The 15,224-nt window shown below is 71.3% G+C and carries 11 protein-coding genes and 1 pseudogene; 6 read left to right on the top strand and 6 right to left on the bottom strand.

Annotated features, from left to right (window positions below; all coding sequences use genetic code 11):
- Nucleotides 1-11: 11 nt before the first annotated feature.
- From ACFY9V_RS01350 to ACFY9V_RS01340, 3 genes are all read right to left on the bottom strand, one after another.
- Complete coding sequence (locus ACFY9V_RS01350; RefSeq protein ID WP_355339728.1) at nucleotides 12-1,991, bottom strand: amino acid transporter; 1,980 nt, start codon at nucleotides 1,989-1,991, stop codon at nucleotides 12-14.
- Between the two features lie 335 nt (nucleotides 1,992-2,326).
- Nucleotides 2,327-4,408, bottom strand: a complete 2,082-nt coding sequence (locus ACFY9V_RS01345) for a glycosyl hydrolase family 28-related protein (protein WP_391158589.1) — start codon at nucleotides 4,406-4,408, stop codon at nucleotides 2,327-2,329.
- 654 nt (nucleotides 4,409-5,062) lie between these two features.
- Entirely contained in the window at nucleotides 5,063-5,743 is a 681-nt protein-coding gene (locus tag ACFY9V_RS01340; RefSeq protein WP_391158588.1) for a hypothetical protein, read from the bottom strand.
- Between the two features lie 415 nt (nucleotides 5,744-6,158).
- On the opposite strand from ACFY9V_RS01340, the gene ACFY9V_RS01335 reads away from it, so the two are divergent.
- The gene (locus ACFY9V_RS01335; protein WP_161307368.1) at nucleotides 6,159-6,362 is read left to right on the top strand and encodes a cold-shock protein; all 204 of its coding nucleotides are present in this window, start codon (nucleotides 6,159-6,161) and stop codon (nucleotides 6,360-6,362) included.
- Between the two features lie 267 nt (nucleotides 6,363-6,629).
- The gene (locus ACFY9V_RS01330; protein ID WP_391158585.1) at nucleotides 6,630-8,132 is read left to right on the top strand and encodes a DEAD/DEAH box helicase; all 1,503 of its coding nucleotides are present in this window, start codon (nucleotides 6,630-6,632) and stop codon (nucleotides 8,130-8,132) included.
- Nucleotides 8,133-8,299: 167 nt separating this feature from the next.
- Here the strand turns inward: ACFY9V_RS01330 and ACFY9V_RS01325 are convergent, their stop codons facing one another.
- Nucleotides 8,300-9,289, bottom strand: coding sequence for a phosphatase PAP2 family protein (locus tag ACFY9V_RS01325; protein ID WP_391158583.1), 990 nt, complete (start codon nucleotides 9,287-9,289; stop codon nucleotides 8,300-8,302).
- A gap of 280 nt (nucleotides 9,290-9,569) precedes the next feature.
- Between ACFY9V_RS01325 and ACFY9V_RS01320 the strand changes: the two genes are divergently transcribed.
- Both ACFY9V_RS01320 and ACFY9V_RS01315 read left to right on the top strand, forming a co-directional pair.
- Complete coding sequence (locus ACFY9V_RS01320; protein ID WP_355339742.1) at nucleotides 9,570-10,079, top strand: MarR family winged helix-turn-helix transcriptional regulator; 510 nt, start codon at nucleotides 9,570-9,572, stop codon at nucleotides 10,077-10,079.
- Between the two features lie 205 nt (nucleotides 10,080-10,284).
- On the top strand, nucleotides 10,285-11,526 hold the full coding sequence (locus ACFY9V_RS01315; protein ID WP_391158581.1) for a SpoIIE family protein phosphatase: 1,242 nt from the start codon (nucleotides 10,285-10,287) through the stop codon (nucleotides 11,524-11,526).
- Between the two features lie 190 nt (nucleotides 11,527-11,716).
- On the opposite strand, the gene ACFY9V_RS01310 is transcribed toward ACFY9V_RS01315, so the two are convergent.
- Nucleotides 11,717-11,851 carry a hypothetical protein gene (locus tag ACFY9V_RS01310; RefSeq protein ID WP_391159595.1) on the bottom strand — a complete coding sequence of 45 codons (135 nt, stop codon included), beginning with the start codon at nucleotides 11,849-11,851 and terminating at the stop codon, nucleotides 11,717-11,719.
- Nucleotides 11,852-11,912: 61 nt separating this feature from the next.
- Between ACFY9V_RS01310 and ACFY9V_RS01305 the strand changes: the two are divergent.
- A pseudogene (locus ACFY9V_RS01305) lies at nucleotides 11,913-12,372 on the top strand (transglycosylase domain-containing protein); the annotation flags it as partial.
- A 27-nt stretch (nucleotides 12,373-12,399) separates the two neighbouring features.
- Nucleotides 12,400-13,686: a penicillin-binding transpeptidase domain-containing protein gene (locus tag ACFY9V_RS01300; protein ID WP_391159539.1), complete on the top strand. Its 1,287-nt coding sequence runs from the start codon at nucleotides 12,400-12,402 to the stop codon at nucleotides 13,684-13,686.
- 63 nt (nucleotides 13,687-13,749) lie between these two features.
- Here the strand turns inward: ACFY9V_RS01300 and ACFY9V_RS01295 are convergent, their stop codons facing one another.
- Nucleotides 13,750-15,069: a hypothetical protein gene (locus tag ACFY9V_RS01295; protein ID WP_391158578.1), complete on the bottom strand. Its 1,320-nt coding sequence runs from the start codon at nucleotides 15,067-15,069 to the stop codon at nucleotides 13,750-13,752.
- Between the last annotated feature and the right edge of the window lie 155 nt (nucleotides 15,070-15,224).

Raw genomic sequence — 15,224 nt, 5'->3', positions numbered from 1 at the left:
GCCCGCGCGGACTAACCCACGTGGACGCGGGGGCGGCGGGAGCGGTCGGGCTCGGCTTCGCGCAGGACCTCGCGGGTGACCGGGGCGACCTCGCCGTGGCCGAAGAGGAAGAAGCGGAGGAAGTTGGTGAAGGGGCTGCCCTCGGTCCACTCGAAGTAGATGTGCGGCTTGGTGCCGGTGGTGTCGCGGACGTGGAGGAGGAGGGCGGCCAGCGCGTTGGGGACGGACGAGCTCTCCAGGGACAGCACCCGGTAACGGCCGTGCAGGACATGCCCGGTGACGCGCAGGGCGGACTCGAACTCGGAGGCGTCGAGGACGGTGACCTCGACGAAGACGAGGTCGTCCTCGGGCGGGATGTCGTTGTCGGCGCGGATCTGGTGCACCTTGTCGCGGTACTCGGCCGCGTCGCGCAGCCCCGGCTCGTTGGCGATGAAGCGAATGCGGCGGCTGGCGATGTCGCGGACGAACCGCGTGGCCATGTCGTCCAACTCCACGCTGGTGACGCGCAGTTCGAAGGCGCGGGCGAGCCGGGACAGCAGCGAGACGAGGATGATCCCGGCGATGAAGCAGGCGCCGATCTTGACGCCGTCGGGCCGCTCCACGACGTTGACGACCGTCGTGTAGAGGAAGACCACCGAGATCACGGCGAAGACGACCGTCCAGCGCCGCTGCCCGGCCTTGCGGGCGGCGATCGTGACGGCCAGCGCGGCCGAGCTCATCAGGACGAGGACGCCGGTCGCGTACGCGCCGCCCTGCTTGTCGACGCTGGCGTCGAAGATCCAGGTGACGAGGAAGGCGACGAGCGTGAAGACCAGCACCATCGGCCGCACCGCGCGCGCCCAGTGCGGGGCCATGCCGTACCGCGGAAGGTAGCGCGGCATCAGGTTGAGCAGGCCCGCCATCGCGGAGGCGCCCGCGAACCAGAGGATGGCGATGGTGGAGAAGTCGTAGACCGTGCCGAAGACCGACCCCAGGTACTCGTGGGCGAGATACGCCAGCGCGCGGCCGTTGGCCTTGCCGCCGGTCTCGAACTCCTTCTTCGGGATCAGCACGGTCGTGATGAAGCTGGTGCAGATCAGGAAGACGCTCATGATCAGCGCGGCCGTCGTGAGCAGCTTCTTCGTGTCGCGAATCCGGCCGACCGGCCGCTCCTCGGTGTCACCGGGGTCGCCCGCGACGTTCGGCATGACGGCGACGCCGGTCTCGAAGCCGGACATGCCGAGCGCGAGCTTGGGGAAGATCAGCAGGGACACGCCGATCATGACGAAGACGTTGCCGCGCTCGGCGGTCAGCGCGTGCGACCAGTCGGTGACGACGTGCCCGGCGGTCGCGACGTGCCAGAAGCCGGCGATGACGACCACCACGTTGAGCGCCAGATAGAGCCCGACCAGGACGACGGCGATCCCGATGGCCTCCAGGAAGCCCTTGAGGAACACCGCGCCCAGCAGCGCGACCAGGACCAGCGTGATCACCATCTGGTGGCTGTGCAGCGCCGTGGCGAAGTGCGGATTCTCCACCAGGTGGGTGGAGGCGTCGGCGGCCGAAAGGGTGATGGTGATCAGGAAGTCGGTGGCGGCGAAGCCCAGCAGCGTCAGGACGAAGAGCTTGCCCTTCCAGAACGACAGCAGCCGCTCCAGCATCGCGATGGAGCCCGCGCCGTGCGGGCTCTCCTCGGCGACCCGCCGGTAGACGGGCAGCGCGCCCGCCAGCGTGACCAGGACCAGCACGACCGTCGCGATCGGCGACAGCAGCCCGGCCGCGAGCGCCGCGATGCCGGGCTGGTAGCCGAGGGTGGAGAAGTAGTCCACGCCGGTCAGGCACATCACCCGCCACCAGCGCTGGCCCTTGTGGGCGGGCGCGGCTTCCCGCTCCGCCGCCCCGCCGCCGCCCGACTGGTGCTTGCCCATGTCGGAGAGACCTTCGAGCAGCCAGGCCCTGAAGCGGCTGCGCGGGGGCGTCGAGGACCGCTCGGGCGGGACGGTCGTGGTCATCCGGAGGGCTCCTGGGGTGCGGCGGATCGGTCGGGCCATCGCGGATGACGGCCCGGCCAGCGTACGCACCCCTGCCCCGCTGACACATGATCGGCCGCCCGGGGTGTTCCGGGCGGCCGACCAGGCATTTCATCGGGACGGTGGGGGCTTTGCCGGGGTCTGTCCCGGCGCACCGGCCACCGCGGCCCGCGAGTCTTAACGCTTTCTTAGCGGCCCCGCGCGAAACCTGTACGGATCTCCGTATGGACTTCGCGCGAGGCGCTTGTCACGGGGTGTCGCTCACGGAGCGCTTCTCACGGCGCGCTCCTCACGGCGCGCTCCTCGAAGGGCAGCCGTCACCACGCCGACGGAGCCGGCGGTGCCACGACCGGCGGGCGGTCGTCGCAGGTGATCGTGTTCGGCAGCTCCCACGACGCGAACCACGGCCCGGTCGTACCGCCGCCGGTGTTGCCGCCGAGGTCGGTCAGGGAGAACTCCGAGCCCGCGGGCGTGAAGTTGAACGAACCGCAGTTGTTGACGCCGACGGCGCCGACATTGCGCGCGACCACGTTCTCGAAGGACGCGGAGCCCGCCACCCGGCCGCTGACCACCGAGGTACCGGTGCCGTCGACCTTGATGTCCTTGAAGTGGACGTTGGTGACCGAGTACAGGTCCTTCACCGGCCAGTCGGCGACGAGCATGATCGCGTTGTACGTGTTGTCGAGGAAGTTGTCCCCGGTCACCCGGATGTCCGCGTCGATGTTCTTCTCCAGCGCGTAGAACCAGATCGCGCCGAGCCCGATGTTCCAGTTCAGTTCGTACGTGCCCGCCCTGACCGTGGTGTTGTCCGTGATCCACAGGTGGCCGGTGAACGCCTCGGAGCCGAAGCGGGAGCCGACCTGGATGGCGCTGCCCTCGCGGATCGGGTCGGCGATCAGGTTGTTGGAGACGGTGTTGTCCGTGCCGCCGTAGAGCGCGATGCCGTTGGCGAGCACCGGCGTCTGCACGGTGTTGTGGTCGATGGTGTTGCGCGCGTCCTCGGTCTTCTCCGACCACAGCGCGAGCGCGTCGTCACCGGTGTTGCGCAGGAAGTTGTTGGAGACCGTCGAATTCGTCACGCCGGTGTGGAAGTTGATGCCGTCGGCGATCTGGTCGACGATCACGTTGTTGGTGATCCTCAGGTTGCTCATCGGCCCGTCGAACCACATGCCGACCTTGGTGTGCTGGATGTACAGGCCGTCGATGGTCGAGTTGCTCAGCGAGCCGCCGATGCCGTTGACCTGGTCGGTGTCGATGCGCTCCCGGACGTCGCCCTGGATCGCGAAGCCGGACAGGTGGACGTTCGAACTCCCGCCCTTCGACGCGTCCTTGCCGTAGAAGCCGACACCGGTGTGGACGCTTCCGTCGGGCGCCGGGGTGGCGAGGTCGACCTGGCGGCCCTTGATGATCGTGTACCAGCTACCCGCGCCCTCGATCGTCACGTTGTCGACGACGATGTGCCGGTTCACCTGGTAGGTGCCCGGCGGGATGTACACCTTCAGGTGCGTGAGCTTCGCGAAGGCGATGGCCTTGTCGATGGCGTTCGCCGAGTCGCGGCGGCCGGTCGGATCGGCGCCGAAGGCGAGGACGTTGGCCGCGATCAGGTCGATCTTCGGCGGCGCGACGAGCTGCGAGTCCAGCAGGTCGATCGTGGTGGTCGCGGCGGTGGCGCCCGCCGGGACCTGGAGCCGCACCTTGTCGCCCGCGCGGTACGTCTTCCCCAGCGACAGCCGCTGCTCGTCGTAGAAGTGGTTGGGGCGGAACGGCTTGGCGAACACCGGTGCGGGCGTGGTGTCCTGGGGCACGCAGGCGCACTCGGTCACCCAGTAGTCGGGGTGCAGGACGTCGGCGCCCGGGTCGTTCGAGAACGGGTACAGGTTGTAGAGCCACGCGTACTGCGAGGTGAGCGTCAGGGCCTTGCGGTCCTTGCCGTTCACCGTCACGTCGAGCGGCGAGGTGATGCCGCCGCCGGTCGGCGCGTCCGGGATGCTGTACCGCACGTTGATCGCGTTGGCGGCACTCGGAAGGGTGAACTCGACGTACTGGCCCGGCTTCAGCGACACCGCCTTGCGGCCCGACGCCTCGGCGGGCAGCGTGTACGCGTCCCGGCCGGGGCCGATGACCGTGCCGTTCGTCGCGGCGTTCTCCGCCTCCTGCTCCGCGAAGCCGACGTTCGCGCCGCGGCCGGCGACGAGCGAGGGGTCGAGCGCGGCCCGCGTCACCACCGGGGCCGTACCGCCGCCCGTTCCGCCCGATCCCGTACCCGCCAGGGCGGTCGTACCACCGGCCATGATGCTGAACCCGACGGCTACCGCGGTCGCCGTCGCGACCACGACCGCGGCTCTTCGCCGCGGTCTGCCCGACCACTCCACCACAGCGCCTGTGCTGCTCCGTGACATCGAAAGCTCGTTTCTGTCGAGACCTGCCGAGAGGGTGAGGTGACATTAGGGCGCGCGCGTCCGGTTCCACAAGGCTCATGCGAAATGATTTCGTAACCCTGCTGTCGAACTACGCCCGTTGGTTGACTTCTTGCAATCACCTGCAACACCTGTTGCAGGCGTCCCCGCCTCCGCGCCGGAGCGATTGCCGGGAAGCGGCCCCGGGCGGGGATGCGAACAGGGGGAGAATCGGGGGGACTTCGGCGCCGCGCGGACGCGGAGGCGCGCTGGCGCGCAGGCACGAAGAGCGGTACCCGGGGGAGGCGACGAGGCGTGGGGCGGCGACTTGCTCCGCTGGTCGCTCCGTACGAGCACGAGCACGAGGGCGCGGGGCTGCGGCAGTCGACCGCGCCGGGGCACGACGCGGAAGCCCTCGTCCTGCTCTACTTCACTGGCCACGGCCTCACGGACGACGCCGGACGGCTGCGCCTGGCGACGGTCGACACCCGCCGCGACCAGGGCCCTGCCGGTGGCGCGTCTCCGTCGGCACCTCGCTCAACGCGTCGCCCGCGGTGGCGTACGGCGCCGGGTACGTCGGCGGTATGCGGTGCCCCGCGCCGGAGGGTGAGAACCGGCGCCGGAGGGTGGGAACCGGCGCCGTCCACGACGGTACGGCTACGCCTCGGCGTCCTCGGTGGCCTTGGCCTTCGTCCCGTCGGCCTTCTCCGTGGCGTCGGTCGTGTCGGCCTCTTCGGCCACTTCGGCCTCCTCGACCTCTTCCACGTCGTCCGTGGCGTCGGCCGCGTCCGGCTTGTCGTCCTCGAAGTACGTGTCCAGCACCGCGTCCAGCTCGGCCGCCCAGGTCTTGAGCAGCGGCTTGGAGGGCGCCTCGACGTCGGTGTCGAACCAGCGGCGGGTCGAGGTGTAGACGGTGACGGAGAAGCGGCGGCCGAAGCGCGGGGTGTCGATCTCGACGGCGCCGATCTCGTCCCAGCCGAAGTCGGCGGTCTCGCCGTCCAGTTTGAAGGTGATGCCGGTGCGGTCGGCGGTGATCGAGCCGCGGCGGTCGGAGACCGAGAACACCGGGCCGGTGTCCTCCTCCGTCGCGTCCTCGTCGTCCGCCGCGCCCGTGTCCTCGGCCACGGCCTCGACGGCGGCTTGGGGCACGGCCTCGGGCGCCGGTTCCGGCTCGGCCTCGGGCGCGGCCGGGGGCGCGTCCTCCGGGGCGTCGTCGTCCACCACGGGCGCGGGCGCCTCGGCGGCGGACCGCGCGGGGGGCGTCAGGCCGGGTATGTACGCCGGGTCGACTCCGGCGGGCGGTATCGGCGGGGTGTTCGGACCTGTTTTCTGCTCCACGGCGCGAAGTATGGCCGATGAACCTGTGCCCGCGACAGCCGTAACGGCCCCTGGGGCCGGGATACGAGCGCGATCGTGATGCGCGCGCGCCCGGCCGCCCCCGCGCCCGGGCGAGGGGCCGACGACACCCCGACGACACCTCGACGACACCCCCGTCGGCACCTGGACGACACCCGTGGGGCGCGCCGGGGCGGGGTGTGACGCGTTTTACCCGGCGAAAATCTGGTTCCGTGGTACCGTTGTTTTCAGTTGCAGTTGTGGTTCCCAAAGACTTACAAGTGCTCCTTCATCGGCATACGTGCCGATAGGTGCACTTTTGTATTTCCGCTGTTCTTTCCTGAACGGGGCAATCATTGCGGCGACACGGGGTCCGTAATCCGCGGGCTTCGATGTACTGCCCCTGAAGGAGATTAATATGGCTTCCGGTACCGTGAAGTGGTTCAACGCTGAAAAGGGCTTCGGCTTCATCGAGCAGGACGGCGGCGGCGCCGACGTCTTCGCCCACTACTCGAACATCGCCGCCCAGGGCTTCCGTGAGCTCCAGGAAGGCCAGAAGGTGACCTTCGACGTCACCCAGGGCCAGAAGGGCCCGCAGGCCGAGAACATCGTTCCCGCCTGACGCGTCTGAATACGTCTGACACGTTCAGCGATATAGCTGGGGCCCGCGCCTTGGGGTGCGGGTCCCGGCTTGTTGCGTTGTACGGATTTCCACCGCGTTCCGCCGTTTTCCACGGCTTTTTCATGGCGCGGAAATGTCGAAGCCACGGGAGGAAATGTCCCGACCGGCTTCGTTTCGCTTTTTATCCGGCTCGTTCTTGCGATTGTCCCCGCCGCCTCACGGCCGCCGGGAAATCCTCGATACGTGTCGCATCGAGGAAGGGTTCCTTTGAACCGCACATCTCGCACGAACGACCGTTTCAGCCGCACCCGAACGGGTGGTTCCTCCCGTACGGGCGGCTCCGGCTCGGGCTCCGGCCGCTCCGGCGGCCAGTCCCGTAGCGGCGGCGGCTCCCGCTCCGGCGGCTACGGACGGCGGCCTTCCGCGCCGCAGGGCGAGTTCGCCCTGCCGGTGACGGTCACCCCGCCGCTGCCCGCCGTCGAGTCCTTCGCCGAACTCGACCTGCCCGACGCCGTGTTGAACGCGCTGACCGTACAGGGCGTCACCGTACCGTTCCCGATCCAGGCCGCCACGCTGCCCAACTCCCTCGCGGGACGTGACGTGTTGGGCCGCGGGCGTACCGGCTCCGGCAAGACGCTCGCCTTCGGCCTGGCGATGCTGGCCCGTACCGCGGGGCAGCGCGCCGAGTCCCGGCAGCCGCTCGCGCTGGTCCTGGTCCCGACCAGGGAACTCGCCCAGCAGGTCACCGACGCCCTCACCCCGTACGCCCGCACGCTGCGGCTGCGGCTGGCCACCGTCGTGGGCGGCATGTCCATCGGCCGCCAGGCCAGCGCGCTGCGCGGCGGCGCGGAGATCGTCGTGGCGACGCCCGGACGGCTCAAGGACCTCATCGACCGCGGCGAGTGCCGGCTGGACCGGGTCGCGATCACCGTGCTGGACGAGGCCGACCAGATGGCCGACATGGGCTTCATGCCGCAGGTCACCGAGCTGCTCGACCAGGTGCGGCCCGGCGGCCAGCGGATGCTGTTCTCCGCCACGCTCGACCGCAACATCGACCAGCTCGTGCGGCGCTACCTCTCCGACCCGGTGGTCCACTCCGTCGACCCGTCGGCGGGCACGGTCACCGCGATGGAGCACCACGTGCTGCACGTCCACGACGCCGACAAGTACGCGACCGTCACCGAGATCGCGGCGCGCGACGGCCGGGTGCTGATGTTCCTCGACACCAAGCACGCCGTCGACAAGCTCACCCAGCACCTGCTCAAGAGCGGTGTACGGGCGGCGGCGCTGCACGGCGGCAAGTCGCAGCCGCAGCGCACCCGTACCCTCGCGCAGTTCAAGACCGGGCATGTGACGGTGCTGGTCGCCACGAACGTGGCGGCCCGCGGCATCCACGTCGACAACCTCGACCTCGTCGTGAACGTCGACCCGCCGAGCGACCACAAGGACTATCTGCACCGCGGCGGGCGTACCGCGCGGGCGGGCGAGTCCGGCCGGGTCGTCACGCTCGTGGTGCCCAGCCAGCGCCGTGAGATGACCCGTCTGATGGCCAACGCGGGGATCGCGCCGCAGGTGGCCCAGGTGCGGTCGGGCGAGGCCGAGCTGACCCGGATCACCGGCGCCCAGGCGCCGTCCGGCATCCCGGTCACCATCACCAACCCGGTCGCCGACCGCCCGCAGCGCTCCGGCGCGCCGTCCTCCCGCGCCCGCCGCGGCCGTCCGACGTCGCAGTCCCGCCGCCGCTCGTCCCCGATGCGCGGCGCCGCGTAACCCCTCAGGGGCGCGCGACCAGCACGACCGGCGCGACCGGCACGACTGGCACCACACGCACGACGAGGGCCCGAGCCGTTCGACACGGCTCGGGCCCTCGTGCGTCCTGGCCGCGTTCGTCCTCGCGGCCCGCGGTGCGCGCGCGTTCGTCGGCGGCGCGCGGAGGACTACTGCCTGGTGCCCGTGCGGGCGCCCACCGGACCCAGGGGGCCCGGCGGGAGCGGGTCGGGGGCCGGGTAGAGGTAGGCGGGGCGGCCGAGCAGCAGGCGCTGGATGAGGAAGCCCAGGGCCAGGGTGAGGGCGCCCGCCACGGCGTCGGCGAGGAAGTGGTTGCCGGTGGCGAGGATGACGGTGAAGGTGAAGAAGGGGTACAGGAAGCCCAGGACCCTGACCCACGTTCTGCGGGCCAGCGCCGCGACCGTCAGACCGCTCCAGGCCGACCACACGATGTGGACGGACGGCATCGCCGCGTACTGGTTCGACAGCGACGACACGTCGTCGTTGTCCCACGAGCCCCACGTATGGTGCGTGACCACCGTGTCGATGAAGCCCTGGCCCTCCATCAGGCGCGGCGGCGCCAGCGCGAAGAAGGTGAAGCCGATCAGGGCCACGAAGGTCGCCGCGTACAGCGCGGTGCGCGCGCTGCGGTAGCTGGCGGGGTGGCGGGCGTAGAGCCAGATCAGGACGCCGAGGGTCACGATGAAGTGCAGCGTGGCGTAGTAGTAGTTCATGCCGACGATCAGCCAGTCAATCTTGTCGATCGCGTGGTTGATCGTCAGCTCGATGTTCACGTGCAGCTTGCGCTCGGCGTTGAGGATGTCCGTGGCGCGGTGCAGCGCGGCCTCGTGGTGCTCGGGCGCGGCGCGGCGGGTCAGCGAGTACGTCTTGTACAGCACCACGCTGAAGACCAGTTCGACCAGCAGGTGCGGGCGGCCGAGGCGGCGCAGCCGGGCGGGCAGGAGCGGGCCGAGGCGGCGGAATCTGCTCCTGGGGGCCTCGGAGGGCGCGGACCCGGACTCGGGTGCGGCCTCGGGCTCCGGGGCCGCGTCCTTGCGGAGGATGTCGGTGCGGGGCTCGTCGCCACGGGGTCCGTCCGTACGGGGTCCGTCCGTCCGCGCGCCGTCCGTACGCGGCGCGTTGCGCGTCGGGGACGTCATCGGCCGCCCTCCGGCGCGGCTGCGGGCAGGACCCGTCCCGGGTGCCGGGCACCTTGTGCGGGACTCGGGGGATACGCCAGCAGCATGAAGGTTTTCACTCTCGCCGTACGGTCCGGCCGTGGCCGGCGGACTCGGACGAGATTACATCGGACACCGAAGTTTCCGTCGTCCGGGTGGCGCCGAAGTGACGAGTCACCGCCCGCCGCGACGGGGTCCCGTCCCGCTCCTGAGAGGCCGTGGACAGGTGGTCCGTGACATGCCAGGGCCTACGCTCAAGGGCATGTCCCCGCACCACCCCGCGGTTTCCCCGCCGCGACCGCTCAGCAAGTCCGCCGACGCCCGGCTGCTCACCGAGGCCGTCACCCGGCTCCGCCGTGCCCTTCGGGTGTCCGTCGGCGGCGACGACCCGTGGGAGGCGCTGCCCATGGCCCAGGTGGAATTGTTGCAGGTCCTGGGCGAGCACTCGCCCGCCCGCATCGGTGATCTGGCCGTCCGGCGACGGCTCGCCGCCAGCACCGTCAGCGGGCTCATCGGGCCCATGATCGCCGCCGGGCTCGTCGCCCGGCAGACCGATCCCGCCGACCGGCGCGCCTCGGTCGTCACGCTCACCGCTGCCGGGCGGGAGCGGCTCGCCGCGTGGACGCTGGCGCACGAGCGGCGGATGGACGCCGCGCTTGAAGCTTTGCCCGATGCTGACCTTCGGGCGGTGCGCGCGGCCCTTCCCGCCCTCTTCCGGCTCGCCGAATTCCTCGACGGCCCCGCCCCCGCCCGGGACGGCTCGCCCCTGTAGGGCCCCGGGCCCGGTCCGTTCACCGTGCGCGGGCGGGCGCTTTGAGGACCGCCGGGCTCACCCACCCGCCTGGAGCCGACGCACAGGGGGCCCGGCCCGGAAAAGACCGGGGGACGGGCACGTGGGAACGGGGGCAGCGGCGGGGGCCCTGGAAGGATCAGGGGGTGCCCGCCAGGGCGAACGGTGGGAGAGGCGGCGTGGAGTGGTGAGCGGACCGGTCGAGGGGGAGGCGGAGGGCACGGACGGGGGCCGGTTCGGGGTGGCGGAGGAGGCGGTCGAGGCCATCGGAAGCACCCTGGACGAGCAGACGACCTGCGCGGAGCTGGTCGGCTTCCTGTGCCGCCGGGTGAGCGACGCGGCGGCCGTGGACCTGCTGCCCGAGGACGTACCGGCGGACCGGCGGCCGGAGGAGCCGGCGCTGACGCGGACGGCGGCGGCGGGCAGGTCGGAGCTGCTGGAGCCGAGGACGCCGCTGAGCGCGCGGTCCCTGTCGGTGCGGGCGCTGGACGAGGGGCATCCGATCACGGCGACGGCGGACGCGGACGGGAGTCTGCCGCGTACGGCGGTGTCGATGCCGCTGCTGGCGCACGGACGGCTGTACGGCGCGCTGTTGGCGGTACGGGCGGGCCGGCGGGGGTTCACGGCGGAGGAGACGGCGGCCGTGCACTACGCGGCGCGCCTGGCGGCCGTGCACCTGAGCCACGCGCGGCAGCACACGGCGGCGCACAGCACGGCGCTGAATCTCCAGCGGGCGCTGCTGGCCGAGCCCCGGCGCCCGCACCCGAACCTGGACATCGCGACCCGCTATCTCCCGGCGGGCGGCGGGAGCCTGGTGGGCGGCGACTGGTTCGAGACGGTACGGCTCAGCTTCGGCCGGACGCTGCTGGTGATCGGTGACGTGATGGGCCACGGCCTGGACGCGGCCGTGGACATGAACGCGTACCGCTCGATGCTGCGGTACGTGGCCTCGGCGGATCTGCCGCCGCACCGCGTGCTGCGCCAGCTCGACGCGGCCGTGGCCGAGGACGGCACCCGCCGCCCCGCGACATGTCTGCTGGTCCGGGTCGACCCGGCGCGGGGCAGCGTGGCACTGGTCAGCGCGGGACACCTGCCGCCGGTGCTGTTCTCGGCGGACGGCGCGGGCAGCCTGCTGCACCTGCCCGTGGGGCCGCCGCTGGGCACGGGCGTCGGCGGCTACGAGCTGACCACCCGTGACATCACCCCCGACCAGACGCTGGTGATGTTCACCGACGGCCTGGTCGAGCGGCGCAAGGAGGACATCGACGTCTCCCTGGCCCGCCTCGCCGATCTGCGGCTCCCGCCGGGCGCCGCGATCCAGGCCGTCCTGGACGAAGTCCTCACCCGACTGGACGCCACCCGCGCCGAGGACGACGTCGCCGTGCTCGCCGCCCGCCTCCACCCCCGCGCGCGCCGCCTGCCCTCCTGATCCGGTGGCCCCCGGGCCCCGCCGCTGTTACAGAACTGTGGCGGTCCCGCCCTCGGGCGGTCCACAACCGGCCTTAGCTTCCGGGGGTGTTGGGGAAAAAGTGGCTGAAGTTAAGGCGGTTGGGCCGAGGCGCGGTACGCGCGGTACGCGTGACCCGTGCGAAACGCGTGGCCCGTGTGTTGCGGCCGCGCTATCCACGGCCGGGGCGGCGCGGGATACGGCGGTGGGTGCCGTCGCTTCGCCAGGCGTCGCTGCTGGCGCTGTGGGTGCTGGTGACGCTGACCGCCGTGGTGGGAGTGGCGTACGCGCGGACCCGGATACCCACCGACCTCAATGAATTCGCCACGCAGCAGGACAACGTCTACTACTGGGCCGACGGCACCGAGATGGCGCGGGTGGGCCCGGTGGACCGGCAGGCGATGCCGCTGGACCGGATACCCACGAGCGTGCAGTGGGCGGTGCTGGCCGCCGAGAACGCCTCCTTCTACTCCGACCACGGCGTCTCGCCGAAGGGCATCGGCCGGGCCGTCGCCACCATGGTGACCGGCGGCGACACCCAGGGCGGCTCCACCATCACCCAGCAGTACGTGAAGAACGTCTACCTCAACCAGAACCAGACGCTCTCCCGCAAGATCACCGAGATGTTCATCTCGGTGAAGCTGGACCAGAAGATGAGCAAGAGGCAGATCCTCGACGGCTACCTCAACACCGCCTGGTTCGGGCGCGGTACGTACGGCGTGCAGCGCCGCCAAGGCGTACTACGGCAAGGACGTCTCCCAGCTCAACGCCGGCGAGGGGGCCTTCCTGGCCACGCTGCTCAAGGGCGCCGCGCTCTACGACCCCGCGATCAGCCCGGCCAACCACCAACGGGCGGTGGCCCGTTGGAAGTGGGTGCTGGACCGGATGGTGAAGACCGGTCAGCTCTCGCGCGCCGAGCGCGCCGCGTACACCGTCTTCCCCGAGCCCAAGGCGCCGCCGAAACCCGCGGGATTGAGCGGGCAGACCGGCTATCTCGTCGACACCGCGCGGGCGTACGTGTCCGCGCACGGCGACATCTCCGACGCGCGCTTCGACCTGGGCGGCTACCAGATCTACACGACCTTCGAGCGCCCGCGCGTCGACGCCCTGGCCGAGGCCGTGCGGCACGAGACCGCGGGCCTCGCACCGAAGGCGAGGACCGCCGACCGGAACGTCCGCGTCGGCGCCGCGTCCGTCGCCACCGACGGCCGGATCGTCGCGCTCTACGGCGGCCCCGACTACATCGAGCAGGGCTTCGACGACGCCAACATCACGATCGTGCCGGTCGGTACGGCCTACGCGCCGTTCGTCTACGCGGCCGGACTGCGGGACGGCGCGCTGCTCACCCGCGGCGCGCCGCGTACGCCCGTCACCCCCGACTCGGTCTACGACGGCGACGACAAGGTGCCGATACGGACGCCCGAGGGGCCGTACTGGAGCCGGGACGGCACGATCGTGAAGAGCCGCAACGACGGCGGGAAGTCCTGGGGGCGGATCAGCCTGCGGCAGGCGGTGGCGGACTCCGTCAACGGCCCGATCACCCAACTCGGCATGGACGTCGGCCTGGACCGGGTGCGGAAGGCGTCCGTCGACGCCGGGCTGCTGCCGCGCGGTTTCGGCGAGCAGGTGCCCGCCTTCGCCACCGGCACCGGCGTCACCCCGAGCCCGATCCGGGTGGCGAGCGCGTACGGCACCTTCGCCGCCGCGGGCGCGCACACCGATCCGTACTCCGTGCTCAAGGTCACCCGCGACGGGCAGCGCGTGGACATCGAACAGCCCGCTGTCACGCACCCGTTCACCCCGAAGGTCGCGGGCGAGGTGGACGAGGCGCTCAAGGACGCGGTGACCGGCGGGACCGCGCGCCGCGCGGTGAGGGCAGGCGGCGGGCTCGCGGGCAGGACGGAGCTGGCGGGCAAGACGGGCACGGCGGCCGGGGACCTGTCGGCCTGGTACGTCGGCTACCCGCCGAGGGGGGCGCGGGCCGCGGCGGTGGCGACGTCGGTCGCCGTCTTCCGACTCGACCCGAAGACGCAGGAGTTGCTGCCGCTGGCCGGGACCGGCGGGCCGTCGAAGGCCACGAAGGAGTTCGGCAGCACGTATCCCGTCGACATCTGGACGCGGTACGTGGCGGTGGCCGGCTGAGCGGGCCGGGCCCCTCGGCGCGGGGCCCGGCCGCCGGTTCCCTGATCTCTCCGCCAGGCCCGGCTACTTGGCGGGAAACGTCGTCCAGTCCGGCGACTCGCTCGGGTCGAGGCCGCGCAATTCGGCCAGCACCGCCGGGTCCTGGACGTCCAGCCAGTCGGACAGCTCCTTGAACGACACGCAGCGCACCCCGCCCCGGTGGCAGACGTCCTTCACCACGTCCTCGATGGCCTGCATGTAGATGCCGCCGTTCCACGTCTCGAAGTGGTTGCCGATGAACAGCGGCGCCCGGTTGCCGTTGTAGACGCGCTCGAAGCCGTTCAGATAGCCCTGCCGGGTCTCGCGCTCCCAGGCCGGGAACTTCGCCGGGTCGCCCTGGGTCTGCTCGCCGCCCGACTGGTTGTAGAGGAAGTTGAAGTCCATCGACAGGACCTGGAAGTCCTTGCCGGGGTAGGGCATCAGCTCCAGCGGGAAGTTCCACACCCCGCCCGACTTGGCGGGCCAGAGCTGGAAGTCGCCGGGCGAACTGGCGTCGTACCGCCAGCCCAGCGCCTTGGCCGCGGGCAGCAGATTTTTCTGCCCCTCCAGGCACGGCGCGCGCCCGCCGACCAGCTCACGGCCGTAGTCGAAGGGCAGCGGCGGGAGGTCGGTGAAGCCGGTGTTCGTCTTCCAGTGCTCCACGAACGAGTACGCCTGGGCGATCTCCTTGCGCCAGTCCGCGGTGCTCCATGTGCCGCCGCCGCCCGCGTCGGGCGCGCAGAAGTGCCCGTTGAAGTGCGTCCCGATCTCGTCCCCGTCCTGCCAGGCCAGCCGCAGTTGCTCCAGCGTCTCCTTGATGTGCGCGTCGGTCGGGAAGTCGATCGCGGACGTCCCGGCCGCGTGCCGGGGCGGGTGGTAGAGCGACCGCTTCGCGTCCGGGACCAGGTAGATGCCGGACAGGAAGAACGTCATGTTCGCGTTGTTCTCCTTGGCCAACTCCCGGAAGCGCGAGAACAGATGGTCGTCGTTCTCCAGCGCGCCGTCCCAGGAGAACACCACGAACTGCGGCGGTTTCTCGCCCGGCTTGAGCTTCTCCGGCTTCGGCTGGTGCGGCTGCGGGCCGGTGTACGCGGTGGACCCGTCGCCGATCGGACCCTTCGTCTCGGTGACGGTCGGCGTCGGTGTCGGCGTCCCCGTCGGTGGCCGCGCCGTCCTCGGGCTCGGCGCGCGGCTGGTGGGCGTCGCCCGCGACCGCGCCGCCGCGTCGTCCGCCTTGCCGCCGCCGTCCCCGCCTGCGCCTCCGCCGGTCAGCGTCGCGACCAGCGCGACCGCCACTCCCGCGGCGCCCACCGCCGACGCCCCCGCCACCGCCGCCTTCGGCCGCTGCCTGACCCACGACCGCATCGCCGCTAATTTCACCGTCGCCCCTTGCTCCCCACCGGCACCGCACACGTCCGGCGCCAGTATTGACCGCCTTGCTGTGTATGCAGACGCGCGTTCGGGGCGTCCTGTCACAGCCGATACGGCGGAATCGGCGGCGGCGGGGAATGCCGAAGGGC

The organism is Streptomyces sp. NPDC008317, from assembly GCF_042955955.1.
In the GTDB taxonomy this organism is placed as follows: Bacteria; Actinomycetota; Actinomycetes; order Streptomycetales; family Streptomycetaceae; genus Actinacidiphila.
Note: the sequence above shows the minus strand (reverse complement) of the source record. Positions and strands in the feature narration are given on the sequence as shown.

Excerpts from the sequence above, each read along its gene's own strand:
- ACFY9V_RS01350 (WP_355339728.1), bottom strand. The coding sequence starts at position 1,991 with ATGACCACGACCGTCCCGCCCGAGCGGTCCTCGACGCCCCCGCGCAGC.
- ACFY9V_RS01345 (WP_391158589.1), bottom strand. The coding sequence starts at position 4,408 with ATGTCACGGAGCAGCACAGGCGCTGTGGTGGAGTGGTCGGGCAGACCG.
- ACFY9V_RS01335 (WP_161307368.1), top strand. The coding sequence starts at position 6,159 with ATGGCTTCCGGTACCGTGAAGTGGTTCAACGCTGAAAAGGGCTTCGGC.
- ACFY9V_RS01325 (WP_391158583.1), bottom strand. The coding sequence starts at position 9,289 with ATGACGTCCCCGACGCGCAACGCGCCGCGTACGGACGGCGCGCGGACG.
- ACFY9V_RS01320 (WP_355339742.1), top strand. The coding sequence starts at position 9,570 with ATGTCCCCGCACCACCCCGCGGTTTCCCCGCCGCGACCGCTCAGCAAG.
- ACFY9V_RS01295 (WP_391158578.1), bottom strand. The coding sequence starts at position 15,069 with ATGCGGTCGTGGGTCAGGCAGCGGCCGAAGGCGGCGGTGGCGGGGGCG.